The following is a 19,025-nucleotide window of genomic DNA, read 5'->3' as shown; positions in this document are numbered from 1 at the left end:
GTTTTTATTTTTGCTTTGCTGCCTCCTTTTCAGCTTGAAATTGTGTCCATTCTGCTTTTCGTTGCGCAACTTGTTCGTCGGTCATATCCGAAAATCCGTAGATCAGATCAGTTAATTTTTGCGAGCTACGATCGTATTCATTGGTCATGACAATGCATTCGGTAGGGCAGACAACGGTACATAGGCCACAATACATACATTTGGCCATATCAATATTGAACTTGGCAGGATATAAGCGTTTGACGCTGCCGTCTGAAGTCTTTCCGATCGCTTCCGGTGATTTGATCGCCTCAATTTCAATACAATCTACGGGACATGCTTTGGCACAAAGGTCACAAACGATGCAATCATCAATATCCACTTGCAATTGATAACGAGCGACTTCGGGGATTGGCATTTTTTCGGCAGGATATTGTACCGTGACAATACCCTCCTGACGGTCGAAGTAGTTGTCGTTTTTGATATTTAATTCCTGACGCGAACGTCGAGCGCCAAACAAGTGCTTGACAGTCAAAGATAGTCCTTTGATTGCCGTACGAAATGCGTGGGAAGCCGTCTTAAATATCATATCTTATGCTATAATTAAAATTCTCCAAATGGCAGAAATAGCCATGCAAATAAAAGCTAAGGGTGTCAATACCTTCCAACATAAGCTCATCAATTGATCGGCACGCAACCGCGGTAAAGTCCACCGAATCCACATTTGTATCCCCACAATGAATAATGATTTGGCCAAGGTCCAAAAGATTCCCCAGGCCAGGCCTGTTGTCCAATCTGCTAATCGTATTGCGCCAATATTTGGAAGCGGTGTATTCCAGCCACCCAGGAACAGGACTACGCCCAACATTGAGACCAAAAACATCATGGCATACTCAGCAAGGAAAATAAAGGCAAATTGTATCCCTCCATATTCCGTATGAAAACCACCAACCAATTCGGATTCCGCTTCTGGAATATCAAAGGGAGCTCGGTTACATTCGGCAAGTGTTGCGATAAAAAATATGATGTAGGTCACAATTAAATGTGGGGCTTGGAAAATATTCCAAGCGAAGAATCCACCAATCTCATTGACTTCCCAAAAACCTAAAAACTTGATACTTCCGTTAGTCAGAATACCTTGACCAATAGCAATTTCATTGACGTTTAAGGTCTGTGTTAACATTACTACCGTGATCAGTGAGAGCCCGACCGGTATTTCATAAGATACCATTTGGGCAATTGCACGCATGGATCCAAGCAGTGAATATTTGTTGTTCGATCCCCAACCAGCCATCAGGATCCCCAATGCATCAATGGAGATAATAGCCATGATAAAGAATAATCCAGTGTGTGTATTGGCCGGGATAAAATCTTTGGCCCAAGGAATAACTGCAAACCCAGTAAAGACTGCTACGAAAATAATAACTGGGGCAATTCTAAAGAGAATTTTATCGGCTAAAGAAGGGGTGATTAATTCCTTTTGAAGCAATTTAAGGATATCGGCTATGGTCTGGAGACTACCATATTTTCCGGTTTCCATTGGTCCGAGACGATCTTGGACAAACCCGGCAATCTTACGTTCGGCATATACTGCAAATAAGGTAAATGCTGCTATAAAGGTAAAAATAGCAATGGGAACCAAGATATGTAGTATTGTATCTAACAAGTCTTATTTATAATGATTTTTAATAAGCGTCCAATGAATACGCAAACTTAACGAAAAACAGGGAATTTCGATAGGGAAAAATTAAAATATACTTAACAAGTAGATTATCGTGACATATTGGGGATATTAGTATTCAGATTTGAGTATTAAGATTTTGAGTGTGTAAGTGTCTGACTGATGATGTTTTCATAAATATAATACACTTTGTTATTATATAACGTGCTGTAAAATAGTGCTTTTTTGATAAGGTAATATAACCTTATCTCCACAAAAAAAGCATCCCTGGGGATGCTTTTTTTATGGAGATAAATCGAATTAACGATTTGAGAACTCAACGTAATTACGTTCTGTATGTCCAACATATACTTGTCTTGGACGGCCGATAGGCTCTTTGTTTTCACGCATTTCTTTCCATTGTGCGATCCATCCTGGAAGACGGCCCAAAGCAAATAATACAGTAAACATATCCGCTTTAAATCCTAAAGCACGATAAATGATACCTGAATAGAAATCGACGTTTGGATAAAGTTTTCTGTCGATAAAGTATTGATCATTCAATGCTGCTGCTTCTAGTTTCTTAGCAATATCCAATACTGGGTCTTGAACACCCAATTTTTCTAAAATATCGTCACATGCTTTTTTGATGATTTTAGCACGTGGATCGAAGTTTTTGTATACACGGTGACCGAATCCCATTAAACGGAATGGATCATTTTTATCTTTTGCTTTTGCAAGGTATTTTTCTGCATCTCCACCATCATTTTTGATAGCTTCCAACATTTCGATTACTGCTTGATTGGCACCACCATGTAAAGGACCCCATAGTGCATTGATACCTGAGGCAACAGAAGCATAAAGGTTAGCATTGGATGAGCCTACGATACGAACTGTTGATGTCGAACAGTTTTGTTCGTGGTCAGCATGTAAAATAAGCAATTTGTGCATAGCATCGATGACAACAGGATCGAATGTTTTTTCGTCATTAACTTCGCCGAATAGCATATTCAAGAAGTTGTCAATGTAACCCAAGTTGTTTTTAGGGTAAACGACTGGATGACCTAAAGATTTCTTTTGAATCCACGAAACGATAGTAGGCATTTTAGCCAAAAGATTGATGATCGTTTGATCTTCTTCTTCTTCAGTTAAGTTTGGATTTAAAGATTCAGGGTAAAATGCAGATAATGCGCCCACTAAACAAGAAAGTTGGCCCATTGGGTGAGATTTGGATGGGAATCCAGCGAAGAAATTCTTCATATCTTCGTGGATCATCATTTGCTTTTTAATGTCAGCTCTGAATTTTTCCAATACCTCTTTTTTCGGAAGCTCTCCGTAGATCAACAAATAAGCAACTTCTAAGAACGTAGATTTCTCAGCCAATTGCTCAATTGGATATCCTCTATATCTCAATATACCTGTTTCACCGTCAAGGAAAGTAATCGCACTTTTTGTTGCACCCGTATTTTTGTATCCTGGGTCTAACGTAATAAATCCGCTTAGATCTCTTAATTTTGAAATATCAACTGCTTTTTCATTTTCAGTACCGACAATAACCGGAAGGTCATAAGAAGTACCGTCTAAATTTATAGATGCTTTATCTGACATGTTTATATGTTATCTTATATCTGATTTTGTATGCTAATCTCACAAATTTAACTATTTGATATTTAAAACTGAAAGTTCTTTTGGAATTTAAATGACATCATTGCGTCATTTTGGATAATATTGAATAACTATTTACTCAAATAAGCAAATAGTTTATTCAAATTTAACACTATCTTATTATACCTAAAACGTTAATCTATTTTTCGCTGGGCGACTTTGCCTTTATCCTCATATTTCCCGTTTTTGCCCGAACCAAAAAAAGGTAGGATAACGAAGCATACCAAAATAATAGATGTAAGGGTAAGAATACCTGTTGTCCATAGGATCTTGCTGAAATTTTCAGCATCCAGGAAATGGATACCCCAGAGCCCCAAGAGAAAATAGGTGGCCACAAATAGGATAACCAAGGTGAATAATATACCAAAGATGTATTTCATAATGGGTTATATTTTGTTGAGAATCTGTTTTTTGAGTGTGTCGAATTCGTCCTGTGTGATGATATTTTCACGTAGCAGTAATTGCAGTTTTTGCAGTTTTTCTACAAAATCACCTTCTTCTTGTATATTGTCTCTGATCTCTTCTTTTTGAAGATCAAATTGCTTACCCAGCTCCATGCCGACACCAAGTTGTGCACCAATGCCGGCCAGTCCACCTTCATTTTTAGCTGCATCCCGAAGCGCACGCAATTTTTCCAATTCTACATAGCTCAACCCCGCTTGTTGTGCGGCCTGATTTTGCGTTGTCAAATCTGCAATTTCACCAATTCTACGTTGTGTGTTCGCATCAAACTGGGTTCCTAATATTTTAAAATCTGTAATTTCTAATCCGAGATCTTTAAAATCCTGTTCGACAGCCGCTTTTATGTCAATAGACAAAACAGGGAGTTGGCTATCGATTTCATTATAACCCAATTTCTTCTGGGCAATCTGCGCGACAATCTGTTGCGGAATCCGATTGTTGATAACATCCTGAATCGCCGCTGTGCTGACTGTGTTTTGATTGGCAACGATGTTTTTATAGAAATGTACTGGTTCTTTAATGATGTAAGAAAAAGTACCATTCAAGCCTATTTCCACCGGAAGATTATATTGTGGGTCAATGTATTTTATTGGATTTCCTGTTCCCCAAGATTGATTGACAATAGCTGCAGTACGAAAGAAGTAAATATACAGCTTGTGTTCAGACTCAAAATTTTGTCTCAACCTTGCCAGGGTTGTAAAGAAAGGGTGATTATCCGTTTTTAAATTATAGGTACCTGCTTCTGTGAGTAGGCTTTCACCTTTCCCCTCATAGACAAGGATACAGCCCTGCCCTGGAGCAAGAATAAGTTTACTGGAATTTTTAATTTCATTTCTTTCAGAAGGAAATTTATACCATAATACACGGGGGTCTTGATTTTTCCACTCAATGACCTCTGATAGTTGGTTGTTAAAAAGATTGAATAGTCCCATAATATTTAATTTAATGAGTCGAATTTGGGATTATACCCTTCGAATTTATTGATTTGTTTTCCGCTATTATCAAAATAATAATAGTCGCTTGAACCTTTGACAATAAAACCATCTTTGAGCAGGGAGCCATTTCCATAAATAGATTTAAGTTCTGTGCTGACTGTTTTCTGTATAGCACCAGTCGCAATATCCAATAGTTGGATTTGCAGAGGATCGTCTTCCGCTGGTGTTGGTTTGTATGCAATTAAAAGCGTTTTGTCATTCTGAGCAACCACGACAGGTTCAAAATAGAGTCTTCCCGGTGTGAAATCTTTAAAACTAATCAGACGTGCACCTTTAAATTGCCATGGATTGATCAGTACCTTTTTGTAGGGATCGCGGTCGGTAAAAATGCCTGATCCGCCATAATCTTTATCCCAGGAAAAGCGTGGACTATCTTTAGGAAATCCATATTGGTATTGGTAACTGTATTGGATTAACTGAATTTTTTCCTCGGGGTAATAGCTGGATTTACTTGAAAAAGTGAACTCCGTTTTTGTTGTCGGATTGGGAAGTTTTTTCCTTCTTTCATCGTAAAGTTGCTTATCGGGTATAGATTTATTGATTAGAGGGTAATAGGCAAGATTTTGCCCTTCATTATTTATAATTTGATAGGCAGATCCATAATCTTCGTATTTAAATTCAACTTTGGCAATGCCAGTGCTGAGTGACGGTGCATCTTTGACATAATTTTCAAGGACACTTTTGTAGGTTAGGCTATTTCTGTCCAATTGATAGATATACTTGGATTTGACGATGATGTACAGGTTTTGGTCTTCAAATACCTGTAATTTAACGTCGCTACTCGATAATTCGACGGGAGTATCCATCAATTGTTTTATCCATTCCTTTTTGCCCGTTTTGGGATCAAATAACCCGATATAGACTTTATTGTCTTTGCCTTCGTCAAATCTTGCTTTTGAATTCCGGACATTGCCCACCACGACAATGTGGGGGATATTGTTTTTATCCAAAAATAATTCGTTTGAGGCATAATTCCATTCTAACGTAATGGCTTCTTCTTTTTTGTCAGCAGTGTTGGACGAACTATAGGTCGAATAATTCGGTTCAGGTTTTTTGGAAAAAATGGCACTTAAGGCTCCGATTAAAAACATGAGCGCAATAAAGCCTACAACAGCAAATAATACGATACGTATTGGTTTATACTGATCCGGGTTGTTGCGTGGATAGTTGTAATTGTGATTGATATTGATATCGTCGCTATCTAAGAAAAACTCCGTTCCACAACTGTCACATTTGTAATAGTCGGGGCGTATTGTGCTGACTTTTATGCTGCCACAATGGGGACATTTGATCGCTTTGATGCTTTTGGCCATTTATCTTATTGTATTTGTTTTGAATTACCGCTGTTTAAGATTTCATTTCTACCAAGATGGAATTTGTGTACTGGAAGAATATGATCTACAGATGAAAGTTATAAATAAAAAATAAGGAATAGCAAATTTTCGGCCAGTCAACTTATATTCGATGGGACTGATTTTAAATACGTCGAGAAATGATACCGATTGTAATGTTACAAAGAATATTTGGCCTATGACCCGCTTAGATAGGTTACATGATAAATAAAAATATATTTTTGATGTTTACGAATTATTCGTAGATTAGTGAAAGAATAGTAAAGAAAGATTAAGACATGGAAAAGTTAACAGCACAAGAAGAGCAAGCGATGCAATCTATCTGGAGCCTAAATGGAGGTTTTATTAAAGAGATTTTGGATAATGTCAAGGGGGAGAAAATGCCTTACACGACATTGGCCTCGACGGTAAAGAATTTGGAGCGTAAGGACTTTGTGAAAGCTGTGCGTTATGCTAATGCAAAACGTTATGAGCCTATGGTCAGTGAGCAGGATTATAAAGCCAAGTTTATGAATTCTTTTGTGGATGATTATTTCAAGAATTCATATAAAGAGATGGTCTCATTTTTTGTGAAAGAAGAAAAACTGACTGCTGATGAGTTAAAGGAGATCATGGATATGATTAAAAATAACAAATCTTAATACGATGGAAAATCTGCTGACCTATATCATTCAAGTCAATCTGCTGTTGAGTATAATCTATTTGGGTTATGTTGGGCTATTGAAAGGCTTAACCTTCTACTCATTGAATAGAGCTTACTTTTTAATAGGTGGATTATTTGCTTTTATATATCCGTTTTTGGATTTAAAATCACTGTTTGTTCGACGCGGATTGGACATGGGGCTGGTGGGTGAGCAGATTTCATTTTATATTGAGGATCAGGAGGTGCAGGAAAAGCTTACATTGGCAGGATTGGTGGAGATGGTTTTTATTTTAGGAGCAGTGTTGTTATTGTTGAAGTTTCTATTTCAGTTATTGAGCTTATTGAGGATTCATTTTCATTCCACTGCGGATCAATGGAAAACATATTTTTTTCGCAATGTATTTATTCCTATTGTTCCTTTTTCGTTTTTAAATAAAATTTATGTCAATAAAGGGCAGCATGTGGATGCTGAACTGAAAGATATTTTTAAGCATGAGGATATTCATGTGAAAGGCCTTCACAGTTTGGATATTTTATTGTTTGAAATGATATTGGTGTGTTGTTGGTACAATCCTTTCGTCTGGTTCATGCGCAGGGCCATTCGCCAAAATTTGGAGTTTCTGACTGATCAACAGGTGCTCAATAAAGGAATTGACAAACAGACGTACCAATATAGCCTGTTGAATGTGTCCAAAAAGGGCACTTCAATCGGGTTGAGCAATCAATTTAATTTTAAACTATTAAAACGTCGCATTATGATGATGAATAAGAAAAGGTCATCCAAGATAGAACTGAGTAAATACGCCTTCCTTTTACCTATATTCTTACTGACGGGTGCTGCATTCACAGTGAGCAGAGCGGAGGGAAGTATAGAGGGAGTTGTTGAAAAGGCCAATGAAACTACGCTTCTTAAATTGGAGGATCAACAGCGTGATTCCACGTTGTCAGTGAAGATGGTTGGCGAAGCAGGAAAGTTATTGAAAGAAGCTTTTGGATCGAATGAGATTAAGATTGATACCCTTCCTAGGGTAAAAGCTAACCAAGCCAGCGATTTTAAAAAAATCAGCAGATCGGATATCGATTTTTCTAAAGATCTGAAGTACTTTATTGACAATAAGCTCATTTCTAAAGCAGAATTTTTGGCTTACCCTGAGAGAAAGCTAGCAAAATATTGGTTTTCTAATGATAATAACCTAATTAAATATAAAACCAAACTAGCGATAGATATCTCTGGAGGCGCAATTTTAGCCAGTTCAGTTGAGATGCAACAAAAACAAGATATCGCGCACACAAAAATGCGGTATTTTGTCGACGGTGTTCTTCAAAATCCAGGCTTTAATGTAAATGATTTTGATCCAAACTCAATTGCGTCAATGACGGTGTTAGAAGGATCAGCTGCTGTGAATAAATATGGGGATGTTGGGAAAAACGGTGTGATTGAGCTGAAATTAAAAGAAGGGGCTAATGTTGGTAAAAAAGTGACTGAACTGAGAGGGAATACGATTGGGATTACAGTTGGAGGTAATAAGCCAAGCGATGTTTTGTATGTAATTGATGGGGTAAAGGTAAGTTCCGAGGATATGAAGGGGGTGGATCCCAATAATTTCGAAAGTATTCATGTTCTTAAAGATGTGTCCGCAAATGTAAAATACGGCGAGGAAGGAAAAAATGGTGTTATTGAAGTGACCACAAAAAAATGGGCAAGGGAAAATCCGGATAAGGTCAGTAAAGCTGCTAAGGAAATCAAATCTGAAAATAAAGTAGGAGAGACTCTTCCTGCTCTTTATTATAAAAAGGATGAAGACAAGCAGGATGCTAAGACGATAACATTCGAAGGGAAATCCAAAACAGATGGGAGCCAAGGCAAATCAGCTACATTTACTGGGAGAGGAGTGGCGCATTCAGTAACTTCCGAACTTATAGTGGGTAAAAATGCTGTTCGACTGCGTGGTTTATCAGGAAAGGAAAAGCCATTATTTATTGTAGACGGTAAGGTGCAGTCATTGGGCATCAATGATTTGAAAACCTCGGATATTGAGTCGATTTCGATTCTTAAAGATAAAAGTGCAACAGCTTTATATGGAGCAGCGGGCGGGGATGGTGTAATTATTGTTACCACAAAGAAGAAAGCAGTTGAGTCAAATGATGGCGAGAAAAAAACTGATCCATTGAACGATAAAATTAAGAACACAATCAAGACTGAGCTTGATGCCGAAAGAAAACGTGCTGAAGCTGCTCGTAACAACGGGTAGTAAGCATCGTTCACTGTAGGGAATACAAAATAAAAGGGACTGCGGTCCCTTTTATTTTGTATTCAGATTTGTCATCGTCAGCTCGATGCCGATATTGACAAAACTTTGGATCATTTTGACAGAATGATCGATTAAAGCCGGAAGTTCTGCTTGTTCATCTTTGTCAAAAGGGCCTAGGACATAGTCAACCTGTCTACCTTTGGGGTAATTATCTCCGATGCCAAAGCGTAGACGCGGGTATACCTGTCCACCACAAAGCTGTTCGATGGATTTAAGCCCATTGTGGCCAGCGCTGCTGCCTTTAGGCTTCATGCGTAGAGAACCAAATGGGATCGCAAGGTCATCTACGATCACCAATACGTTTTGAATAGGCACTTTACATTGTTGCATATAATAATTGACCGCTTTGCCACTGAGGTTCATATAGGTCGTCGGTTTGATGACGGTTACATTGTGACCTCGCTGTTTAAATTCACTGTAGTATGCTAATTTCAATAAAGAAAAGCTTGCGCCAGCCTGTTTGACCAATTCGTCTGCAACCATAAAGCCAATGTTATGTCGTGTGTCGGCGTATTCACTGCCGATATTGCCCAATCCAACGATAAGATAATTCATGTTGCAAAAATAAAAATTTAATAAACAAAAAAGCACCGAATTTCGGTGCTTTCTGTAGTATGGAAAATCTTGTTCAGATTATTTTTTACCACCTTTAGCTGCTTTCGCTGCTTCTTGTTCAGCTTGACGCAATGCACGAGACATGATAACTGAAACGATTGTATCGTCAGAGTTGTTCAATACTTTTGCATTTTCCAATTGAACTTGAGCCACACGGTATGATTTACCAACTTCTAAAGATTCCATTGGTACTTCAATTTCTTGTGGTAAGTTAGCAGGTACTGCTTTTACGCGTAAATTACGTAATTTTTGAACTAATTTACCCCCCATTTTAACACCTGGAGATGTTCCTGTTAATTTGATAGGAATATTTAATGATACTTCTTTATCATCAAATAATTCTAAAAAGTCAACGTGAGTAACTACATCAGTTAATGGGTGGAATTGTGCGTCTTGAACGATAGCTCTTTTTGTTTGACCGTCAACGTTTAATTCTACGATTACAACGTCAGCAGTGTAAAGAACTGGTTTCAAATCAGCTGCGGATACAGCAAGAGCAGTTTGTTCTTTACCTCCGTAAAGTACTGCTGGTACTAAACCTTGGTAACGTAACTCTTTAGCATCTCTTTTCCCTACGTTCTGTCTTACAGAACCGCTAATAGCAATTGATTTCATCTTTTAATTTTTTATAAATTTTGAGGTGCAAAGATAGTTTAATTTTTGGTATTATCAAAAAAATAGCTACTGATATTGAGGGACTAAGATCCCTAATGCTATTTTGTAAGTTACTGACTTGAAAGAAATCTGGGGGATAAGGCGGTAAACGGTTCTTATATTTATTTTGAGGAGGGATAACTCTTGTGCGGGACAAGAATAAAAAACAAACTGTCTAGCCGTAGACTTACCATACTAGCGTCTCAATATTAAAAAAGACTCCAGTATTTCAGCCGAAGGCTTACCATACCAGAGTCTAAATACTAATATCTCAATACGCTATACTAAAAAAGACTATTCAACGTCAAATAAATCTGAGATAGATGTATGTTGGTTGACGCTAGTGATTGCTTTTGCGAACAAATCAGCTGTAGACAACACTTTGATTTTTGTTGATTGTTTTGCTTTTTCCGGATCCAATTGAATGGTGTCTGTCACGATCATTTCTGACAATACCGAATTTTCAATCGTTTCGTAGGCTTTGCCTGATAACACCGCATGTGTACAAACCGCTCTTACAGATCTTGCACCATTCTCCATGATCAAAGCAGCAGCTTTCGAAAGTGTACCTGCAGTATCGCAGATATCGTCGATCAATACAACATCTTGACCCGTTACATCCCCTATGATAGACATCGACTCGATTTCATTTGCACGTTTACGACGTTTGTCACAGATGATAACTTCTGCATTGAAGAATTTAGCAAAAGTACGCGCTCTGTACGATCCACCCATGTCAGGTGAAGCAATGGTCAAGTTTGGAAGTTTTAAGGATTTGATGTAAGGAACAAAAATAATGGAGCCATCTAAGTGATCAACAGGAATATCGAAAAATCCTTGGATCTGTGCAGCATGTAAATCCATCGTCATGATACGGTGAATTCCGGCCGCGGTCAAAAGATTGGCAATCATTTTCGCGCCAATAGCAACTCTTGGTTTGTCTTTTCGATCTTGTCTTGCGAAACCGAAATAAGGGACAACTGCAGTGATGTAGTGCGCTGAGGCTCTCTTTGCAGCATCAGTCATCAACAATAATTCAAAAAGATTGTCGGTAGGTTGGTTGGTAGATTGGATGATAAATACATCGGCTCCACGAACAGATTCATTGTAGAATGGTTGAATCTCACCGTCGCTAAAACGCGATAATGTTTTGTCTCCTAGAGGTTTCCCGTAAGATTGTGCGATTTTTTCGGCTAGTTCTGTAGTGCCAGAACCTGCAAATAATTTAACCGTGTTGAATTGCAAAGGCATGGTTTTGTATATTTATGTTGGGTTATTGTATTGTCGTCTATTCAATATTTTTATTCCCTAATATTTTTTAAAGTTAAACATTAAAAAAAATGGATTGTTTGCACAATCCATATACTCTTAACTTTAAAAGTTGTCCGACCTGGATTCGAACCAAGACAAACAGAACCAAAAACTGTTGTACTACCCTTATACTATCGGACAATGTCTTTCAGAAATAAACGTTTCAGTCTTTTTCTTTTTGACGACGCAAAGATAGAGATTTGTTTTAAAAATCAAAATTCAAATTAAAAAAAATCTAAACCTTTTATAAAAAATAAGCCTTGCATATAACGCAGAAAAGGCTTGCGATTGCAAGCCTTTTCTATTGTTTGTTGTCCGACCTGGATTCGAACCAAGACAAACAGAACCAAAAACTGTTGTACTACCCTTATACTATCGGACAAACAATTCAAAGTGTTCGTTATCGTGATGATGTCGTTCACATTTGATGATGCAAATATACGGACTATTCTTATTTCTGCAAATAAAAATGTACTGTAAAGTGCATTGGGCTTGATTTTCAAATAAATAATTTTTGTTTTGCCCTAAAATTTACTTTATGCTTGTTGCTTTTTTGTACAGGTATTGGTCTGATCAAGCTCATCGATACCTATTGCCACGCTTTCCTTCCAGCCAATATTGCATTGCATAATGAAATTTTTTCAATCCATATGTGTTAAAAAATCAGAATAAAGTTCATTTCTTATTAACTTATCCTTATTTTCGAGCCGTATTATAATACTTTTTACAGTTATCATTTTATGAACTATACTAAAATCAACAATCTTTTAGGATGGATATGTGCGCTCATTGCAACGGTAGCATATGTCATGACTGCCGAACGATCGACGAGTTGGTGGGACTGCGGTGAGTTTATCGCCTCAGCCTTTAAACTTCAAATTGTGCACCAGCCAGGGGCACCTTTATTCTTAATGATTCAAAACATCTTCTCGAATCTTGCTGGAGGTGATGTGACACGGATCGCTTTTTGGATGAATGTGGGATCTGCTGTATGTAGTGGTCTGACAATCTTATTTTTGTTCTGGACGATCACAGCACTAGCAAAGAAGGTCGTTGCAAAAGGAGTCGGCGAGTCCTATACTTCAGCTGACTTGATCAAAATATTTGGTTCAGGTGCTGTCGGCGCTTTGGCTTATGCATTCACGGATACATTTTGGTTTTCCGCAGTTGAATCTGAGGTGTATGCGATGTCTTCGCTTTGTACAGCTGTTGTCTTTTGGGGGATATTAAAATGGGAAAACCATGCAGACGAGGTTGGTTCTGACCGTTGGTTGATCTTTATAGCCTATGTGATGGGACTATCAATTGGGGTTCACTTATTGAACTTACTTGTGATCCCTGCTATAGCCTTGGTAATTTATTTTAAACGCTCGAAAACAGTAACTTCTTCGGGAGCAACCAAAGCATTCTTGATCGGTGTGGTTGTGCTGGCCCTGATTTTATGGGGTATCATCCAATATACAGTCAAAGCTGCCGCATATCTTGACTTATTCTTTGTGAATAGTCTAGGCATGGGTTTCGGTACCGGATTTAATCTGTTTTTTATATTGGTTATTGCTCTTTTTGTTTATGGTGTCTGGTACTCGATCAAAAAAGTAAAACCGATGTTGAACCTGATCTTGATCAGTACAGCATTTATTATCTTCGGTTATAGTTCCTTTGCGATGATCATGGTGCGGGCCAAAGCAAACCCAACATTAAATAATAGTGATCCAGATAACGCGTTTTCATTTGTCAGTTATTTGGGGCGGGAGCAATATACTAGTGAACCACTATTAAGTGGGCCAACCTTTGATGCTCAAGTGGTGGATGCTGAGGCAACTTATACTTATCGAAAAGACAGTGATAAATACACGAAAGTAGAGAATGGTATGAATTATAAATACGATAAGACGATGTTATTTCCTCGTGTTTATAGCTCAAGAGACCAAAATCATATAGATTATTACCGCGATTACCTAAAGATTCCTGAAGGACAATCGCCAACATTTGGGGATAATCTGAAATTCTTTTTTAGCTATCAGATCGGACACATGTATGGCCGTTATTTCCTTTGGAATTTCGCTGGTCGTCAGAATGATCAACAAGGACAAGGGACATTTACAGAAGGTAATTGGCAAGCAGGGGTTAAGCCTATTGACCAAATGCATAATGGTGGGCAAAATGCAATTCCGGATTCGTTGAAAACAGATCCTTCAAACAATAAATATTATTTTTTGCCTTTGATTATTGGTTTGATCGGTGCATTCTGGCATTTTGGTAAAAGACAACGAGATGCTGGTATTGTGGGCTTATTATTCTTCTTCACTGGTCTAGCGATTGTATTGTACTTGAATCAAAGCCCGCTTCAGCCACGTGAACGTGATTATGCGTATGCAGGTTCATTCTATGCCTTTGCGATATGGATTGGTCTGGGGGTATTTGCCATTGCGGATTACCTAGGCAAAAAGGTCGATGGGAAGGTGGCTGCAGGGATAGCGACAGCTGCTTGTTTGTTGGGTGCTCCTCTATTATTGGCCTTCCAAAACTGGGATGATCATGATCGTTCAGAGAAAACAACCGCACGTGATTTGGCGAAAAACTACCTAGCTTCCTGTGCGCCCAATGCGATCTTGTTTACTTACGGTGATAACGATACCTATCCGTTGTGGTATGTACAAGAAGTTGAAAATTATCGCCCAGATGTACGGGTAGTGAACCTAAGCCTTTTGAGTTCTGATTGGTATATGCGTCAGATGAAACAAAAGGTAAATCAGGCAGATGGCTTACCGATCAATATTGATAACGAAAAGTTCAAAAAAGGTGTTCGTGAGATACTCTATTATCAAGATATGAAAGTGCCGGGTCATGTGGATCTTGATTTGGTAATGCAGATCTTATTGTCTGATGATCAAAAGAATAAATTGGAATTGCGTGGTGGTAAATTTGAGAACTTCTTGCCGACTAAAAATTTTAGCCTTCAAGTGGATAGAGAAGCGGTGTTAAAAAATAGTGTTGTTCCAAAAGCATGGCAGGAATCTATTGTGGACACGATGAGTTGGACGTATAATAAAAATTACATTACTAGAGCGGAGTTGTCTATGCTGAATGTGCTGCTCAATAATAACTGGAGACGTCCGATTTATTTTGCCGCTACGGTTCCAAATGACAACTACCTTGGATTGGATAAATACCTGGTACAAGAAGGTTTTGCCTTGCGTTTGATGCCGATTGCGACTCCTGCAGGAGCAGAGGGAACCTTGGTGGATACACAATCTGCATTCAAAGATATTACCACGAAATATCAATGGGGAAACATGGCGAATGCTTCTTATTTAGACCCTGAATCCTATCGCATGATCACCATGATCACCAATACAGTGATGGGGGGAACGGCAACGCAGTTAATGATGGAAGGTCGTAAAGATGAAGCACGTAAAATAGCTGTTGAGACGTATGAGAAAATGCCAAAACGTGTGTACTTGATGCGTGATATTTTGGGCTATATTCCAATCATTAACGTATTGTATGAAACCGGTGAAAATAAACGTGCAAATGAGATTGTCAATCGCAATCTGAAATTTATGACACAAAATATGCGTTGGTATCAGGATATTGCACAAACGAAAGCGGAACTGGAATATTCCAATATTGGAACAGCACTACGTGCTTTGGGTGCCTATAAGAGCATTTTGGCATCGACTTCTGAAAAGCAGTTGCTACAACAAGTGACGGAGCTGGAGAAATCGTATAAACAACAATATGGTGTAGAATAATCGTTCAAACCCTATTTTATATAAGGAGCTGTCCTTTTTGTATGTTGCTCAAAATTTAATTTTGAAAAGCATATAAAAAGGACAGCTCTTTTTTTGATTATTTTTTCTTAGCTTAACGGCATAAAACCAACCTGATATTATGATGAAACGTCAACTGAAATTGTGGGATGCGATTATGCTGGTCATGGGCTCGATGATCGGAAGTGGAATCTTTATTGTGTCGAGTGATATGATGCGGCAATTGGGCTCAGGATACTGGTTGGCAATAGTATGGTTGTTGACGGCGGTTGCTACAGTGGCGGCCGCGATTTGCTATGGTGAGCTCTCTTCGATGTATCCCAAAGCAGGTGGGCAGTATACATATCTCACGGAAGTTTTCGGGAAACCGATAGGTTTTTTATATGGTTGGAGTTTATTTACGGTAATACAGACTGGCACGATCGCAGCAGTTGCCGTTGCCTTCGGGAAGTTTACGGCTTACTTAATTCCCCAATTGAATGATGCTGCGCCAATATTTCAACGTGGAGAGTTTAAGATTACCTGGATACAGGTGCTGGCTATGGGCGTAATTCTCTTGTTGACGTATATCAATACCCGTGGAATAAAAAGTGGTAAGTCAGTACAGTCTTTCTTTACCTCTGCAAAGATTATTGTATTGGTTTTATTGGTCATAGGAGGCTTGTTTCTAATCAAGGAAAATCATTTTTCGGAAAATATGGCTTATAGCTGGGACGCTTTTCAGAATTTGAAAGGTGAGGGCTGGATGGGGATTTCGGGTGGTGCTTTAATGGGGGCATTGGCTGCAGCAATGGTCGGCTCTGTATTTAGTAGTGTTGCCTGGGAAAACGTGACTTTTGTATCCGGCGAGATTGTGAACCCGCAGCGTAATGTGGTTCGTGCGCTTGTCATCGGAACCAGTCTTGTTATGATCTTGTATATCTGTTGTAATTACATTTATCTTTCTGCATTGAGTCGCGAAGAGATCGCTTTTGCGACAAATGATCGCGTGGCTATTGCAGCAGCTGAAAAGATGCTGGGGCATACCGGTACAATTGCGATGGCCATCTTAGTGATGATATCAACCTTTGGCTGTGTCAATGGTCTTGCGCTGTCAGGAGCGCGGGTTTTTCAGACGATGGCCAAAGATGGCCTATTCCTAAAACAGGCTATTCCTAACAACAAATTTGATGTGCCGGCTCGATCGCTTTGGTTGCAGGGTATATGGGCTTCTTTGCTTTGTTTAAGTGGTCAATATGGTAATCTGTTGGATATGATCTCTTTCGTTATTGTGATATTCTATATGATTACGGTATTAGGAGTTATTATTCAACGTGTCCGAAAACCTGAAATCGAACGTTCGTATAAGACCTTTTTATTCCCCTTTACACCGATTATCTATCTCCTGATTGGCACAGTATTTTGTGTACTACTCATTATCTATAAACCACAGTATACCTGGCCGGGTTTTATATTGGTATTGATTGGATTGCCTGTGTATTATTTTGCACGAGGCAATAAAAAGAACGATTAAAAGAGGGTGTTATCAATAGGGCCTATATGCTAATGACGACTGAGAGGACGTTCTTTTTCTCCATAGGGTAGTTAAAGAAAACGAACAAATAAGTCAAGAGTGGAAAGAGGTAGCACTGTTGTGGAAGTGGGCTGTAGAGAATTGAAATTAATTGGCGTATAAGCCGTGTTTTTTGTCAAAAAAAGTGTAGCTTTGCTCAAACATTCCCATAATGAAACAGTCGATTTTATTAGACGGACCAAAATTTCAAATCACCATTCAAAGACTATGTCGTCAATTGATTGAGAATCACGGTGATTTTTCAAATGCTGTCGTCATAGGTATTCAACCAAGAGGAACATTCTTAGCTAAACGTATTGTCAAAGAACTTGAACGCATGATCGAAAAACCGATCTTGGTCGGTGATCTGGATATTACATTTTACCGCGATGATTTCCGTACAAAAGGTAATGCTGGTCCGTTGTTAGCAAATAGCACAAATATCAATTTTATTGTAGAAGGTAAAGATGTCATTTTTATTGATGATGTCTTGTGGACAGGACGTACCATTCGGGCGGCGATGGATGCTGTACAGGCATTTGGAAGGGCAAGAAGAATTGAACTGCTTGTTTTGGTGGATCGTCGATTCTCTAGACAGATTCCGATTCAACCCGATTATATTGGAATACAAGTTGATTCTATAGATTCACAGAAAGTCATTGTGAACTGGAAAGAATCTGACGATCAGGATAGCATTATCCTGGTCACAGAGAAAAAAACTTCGGGTAATGATTAGGAGCCAGTTCCGTAAAAACAGCTGAAGGTTCTAATTGGCCTTTGGAAATGAACCGTTCAATTAAAAAATGATTAGTAAATACTTGAATATACTATAAAATGTCATCTGCAGTAGAACAATTAAGTACTCGCCATTTATTGGGAATCAAAGATCTAAATGAGAAAGATATCCAATTGATTCTGGATACCGCGAGTAATTTCAAAGAAGTATTAAATAGACCAATCAAAAAGGTACCTTCTTTACGCGATATCACCATTGCCAATGTGTTTTTTGAAAATTCAACGCGTACGCGGCTTTCTTTCGAACTTGCTGAAAAAAGACTATCTGCAGATATCGTTAATTTCGCAGCTTCATCTTCATCTGTGAGTAAAGGCGAGACATTGATCGATACGGTCAATAATATCCTCGCCATGAAGGTTGATATGATCGTGATGCGTCATCCTTACGCTGGGGCGGGGGTGTTTTTAAGTAAACATGTAGATGCTCAAATTGTGAATGCTGGCGACGGAGCACATGAGCATCCTACGCAAGCGCTGTTGGACTCTTTTTCCATCCGCGAGCGCTTTGGTGATGTTGCTGGACGTAAAGTTGCTATTATCGGTGATATTACGCATTCAAGGGTTGCGCTATCTAATATTCTATGTCTTCAAAAGCAGGGTGCAGAAGTCATGGTCTGTGGACCGACGACCCTTATTCCAAAGCATATCACTTCTTTAGGTGTAAAGGTTGAGCACGATTTGAGAAAAGCATTGAATTGGTGCGACGTTGCAAATATGCTACGTATCCAATTGGAACGACAAGATATTGCCTATTTTCCCTCACTAAGAGAATACTCCATGCTATATGGGTTAAACAAGGAAATTTTGGATTCCTTGGAAAAACCTATTACAATTATGCACCCTGGACCAATCAACCGCGGAGTTGAAATTACTTCGGATGTAGCGGATAGTGAGCATTCCATTATCTTAGATCAGGTGGAAAATGGAGTTGCTGTCCGCATGGCAGTATTGTACCTATTGGCTGGACAACGCGGTTAATTGGTATTTCAATAGCGGAGCAGATAAGGTAGAGTCATAGATACAGAATAACTAAATCGAATGATTCTTCAATCAACAATATTATGCCTGACTTTATTTTTGGTCGGGCATATTTTTTGTGCAAAATTTCCGTTATAATACTGGATTATTCACAGATGTTAATAACTTTTGTGTAAAATAGCTCAATTAAAGTATAATTTAGTAAAATGAATAAAACTATCTCCCAAGATTGCGGAGATTTGAACTGATTTTCAATAAATTTTGACTGATCTTAAAGCC

At 38.5% G+C, this 19,025-nt stretch carries 15 protein-coding genes; 6 read left to right on the top strand and 9 right to left on the bottom strand.

The window, feature by feature from the left end; all coding sequences use genetic code 11:
• Window positions 1-4 precede the first annotated feature (4 nt).
• From AC07UV_RS13860 to AC07UV_RS13835, 6 genes are all read right to left on the bottom strand, one after another.
• Window positions 5-568: a NuoI/complex I 23 kDa subunit family protein gene (locus AC07UV_RS13860; RefSeq protein ID WP_120260076.1), complete on the bottom strand. Its 564-nt coding sequence runs from the start codon at window positions 566-568 to the stop codon at window positions 5-7.
• Window positions 569-571: 3 nt separating this feature from the next.
• Window positions 572-1,645, bottom strand: a complete 1,074-nt coding sequence (gene nuoH / locus AC07UV_RS13855; RefSeq protein WP_495184178.1) for an NADH-quinone oxidoreductase subunit NuoH — start codon at window positions 1,643-1,645, stop codon at window positions 572-574.
• Window positions 1,646-1,960: 315 nt separating this feature from the next.
• A complete protein-coding gene (locus tag AC07UV_RS13850; protein WP_282252274.1) occupies window positions 1,961-3,247 on the bottom strand; it encodes a citrate synthase in 1,287 nt (428 codons plus the stop codon).
• 191 nt (window positions 3,248-3,438) lie between these two features.
• A complete protein-coding gene (locus AC07UV_RS13845; RefSeq protein WP_104383962.1) occupies window positions 3,439-3,684 on the bottom strand; it encodes a hypothetical protein in 246 nt (81 codons plus the stop codon).
• A gap of 6 nt (window positions 3,685-3,690) precedes the next feature.
• On the bottom strand, window positions 3,691-4,698 hold the full coding sequence (locus tag AC07UV_RS13840) for an SPFH domain-containing protein (protein WP_282252275.1): 1,008 nt from the start codon (window positions 4,696-4,698) through the stop codon (window positions 3,691-3,693).
• Between the two features lie 5 nt (window positions 4,699-4,703).
• A complete protein-coding gene (locus AC07UV_RS13835; RefSeq protein WP_495184177.1) occupies window positions 4,704-6,074 on the bottom strand; it encodes a transposase family protein in 1,371 nt (456 codons plus the stop codon).
• 317 nt (window positions 6,075-6,391) lie between these two features.
• Here AC07UV_RS13835 and AC07UV_RS13830 point away from each other — a divergent pair, with 317 nt between their 5' ends.
• A complete protein-coding gene (locus AC07UV_RS13830; RefSeq protein WP_495184176.1) occupies window positions 6,392-6,754 on the top strand; it encodes a BlaI/MecI/CopY family transcriptional regulator in 363 nt (120 codons plus the stop codon).
• A gap of 4 nt (window positions 6,755-6,758) precedes the next feature.
• Window positions 6,759-9,008 (top strand): M56 family metallopeptidase, encoded by a 2,250-nt coding sequence (locus tag AC07UV_RS13825; protein WP_495184175.1) that lies wholly within the window; start codon window positions 6,759-6,761, stop codon window positions 9,006-9,008.
• 51 nt (window positions 9,009-9,059) lie between these two features.
• Here AC07UV_RS13825 and pth read toward each other — a convergent pair whose 3' ends face one another.
• The 3 genes from pth to AC07UV_RS13810 all read right to left on the bottom strand — a co-directional run bounded on the left by pth (window position 9,060) and on the right by AC07UV_RS13810 (window position 11,588).
• Window positions 9,060-9,623, bottom strand: a complete 564-nt coding sequence (pth, locus tag AC07UV_RS13820) for an aminoacyl-tRNA hydrolase (protein ID WP_104383967.1) — start codon at window positions 9,621-9,623, stop codon at window positions 9,060-9,062.
• A 78-nt stretch (window positions 9,624-9,701) separates the two neighbouring features.
• Window positions 9,702-10,298: a 50S ribosomal protein L25 gene (locus AC07UV_RS13815; RefSeq protein ID WP_223582092.1), complete on the bottom strand. Its 597-nt coding sequence runs from the start codon at window positions 10,296-10,298 to the stop codon at window positions 9,702-9,704.
• Between the two features lie 333 nt (window positions 10,299-10,631).
• Entirely contained in the window at window positions 10,632-11,588 is a 957-nt protein-coding gene (locus AC07UV_RS13810; protein WP_104383969.1) for a ribose-phosphate pyrophosphokinase, read from the bottom strand.
• An 800-nt stretch (window positions 11,589-12,388) separates the two neighbouring features.
• Here AC07UV_RS13810 and AC07UV_RS13805 point away from each other — a divergent pair.
• The 4 genes from AC07UV_RS13805 (at window position 12,389) to AC07UV_RS13790 (ending at window position 18,746) form a co-directional block, all read left to right on the top strand.
• Window positions 12,389-15,403 (top strand): glycosyltransferase family 117 protein, encoded by a 3,015-nt coding sequence (locus AC07UV_RS13805; RefSeq protein ID WP_495184174.1) that lies wholly within the window; start codon window positions 12,389-12,391, stop codon window positions 15,401-15,403.
• A gap of 139 nt (window positions 15,404-15,542) precedes the next feature.
• Window positions 15,543-16,934 (top strand): APC family permease, encoded by a 1,392-nt coding sequence (locus AC07UV_RS13800; protein ID WP_495184173.1) that lies wholly within the window; start codon window positions 15,543-15,545, stop codon window positions 16,932-16,934.
• 211 nt (window positions 16,935-17,145) lie between these two features.
• Window positions 17,146-17,709, top strand: coding sequence for a bifunctional pyr operon transcriptional regulator/uracil phosphoribosyltransferase PyrR (pyrR, locus tag AC07UV_RS13795; protein ID WP_120260067.1), 564 nt, complete (start codon window positions 17,146-17,148; stop codon window positions 17,707-17,709).
• A gap of 98 nt (window positions 17,710-17,807) precedes the next feature.
• The gene (locus AC07UV_RS13790; RefSeq protein ID WP_120260066.1) at window positions 17,808-18,746 is read left to right on the top strand and encodes an aspartate carbamoyltransferase catalytic subunit; all 939 of its coding nucleotides are present in this window, start codon (window positions 17,808-17,810) and stop codon (window positions 18,744-18,746) included.
• The last annotated feature ends 279 nt before the right edge of the window (window positions 18,747-19,025 follow it).

The organism is Sphingobacterium sp. GW821-FHT03E03, from assembly GCF_059420745.1.
Note: the sequence above shows the minus strand (reverse complement) of the source record. Positions and strands in the feature narration are given on the sequence as shown.

Coding starts and splice junctions, on each gene's coding strand:
- AC07UV_RS13805 (WP_495184174.1), top strand. CDS start 12,389: ATGAACTATACTAAAATCAACAATCTTTTAGGATGGATATGTGCGCTC.
- AC07UV_RS13835 (WP_495184177.1), bottom strand. CDS start 6,074: ATGGCCAAAAGCATCAAAGCGATCAAATGTCCCCATTGTGGCAGCATA.
- AC07UV_RS13825 (WP_495184175.1), top strand. CDS start 6,759: ATGGAAAATCTGCTGACCTATATCATTCAAGTCAATCTGCTGTTGAGT.
- AC07UV_RS13790 (WP_120260066.1), top strand. CDS start 17,808: ATGTCATCTGCAGTAGAACAATTAAGTACTCGCCATTTATTGGGAATC.
- AC07UV_RS13830 (WP_495184176.1), top strand. CDS start 6,392: ATGGAAAAGTTAACAGCACAAGAAGAGCAAGCGATGCAATCTATCTGG.
- AC07UV_RS13810 (WP_104383969.1), bottom strand. CDS start 11,588: ATGCCTTTGCAATTCAACACGGTTAAATTATTTGCAGGTTCTGGCACT.
- pth (WP_104383967.1), bottom strand. CDS start 9,623: ATGAATTATCTTATCGTTGGATTGGGCAATATCGGCAGTGAATACGCC.
- AC07UV_RS13845 (WP_104383962.1), bottom strand. CDS start 3,684: ATGAAATACATCTTTGGTATATTATTCACCTTGGTTATCCTATTTGTG.
- AC07UV_RS13860 (WP_120260076.1), bottom strand. CDS start 568: ATGATATTTAAGACGGCTTCCCACGCATTTCGTACGGCAATCAAAGGA.
- AC07UV_RS13815 (WP_223582092.1), bottom strand. CDS start 10,298: ATGAAATCAATTGCTATTAGCGGTTCTGTAAGACAGAACGTAGGGAAA.
- AC07UV_RS13800 (WP_495184173.1), top strand. CDS start 15,543: ATGATGAAACGTCAACTGAAATTGTGGGATGCGATTATGCTGGTCATG.
- AC07UV_RS13850 (WP_282252274.1), bottom strand. CDS start 3,247: ATGTCAGATAAAGCATCTATAAATTTAGACGGTACTTCTTATGACCTT.
- pyrR (WP_120260067.1), top strand. CDS start 17,146: ATGAAACAGTCGATTTTATTAGACGGACCAAAATTTCAAATCACCATT.
- AC07UV_RS13840 (WP_282252275.1), bottom strand. CDS start 4,698: ATGGGACTATTCAATCTTTTTAACAACCAACTATCAGAGGTCATTGAG.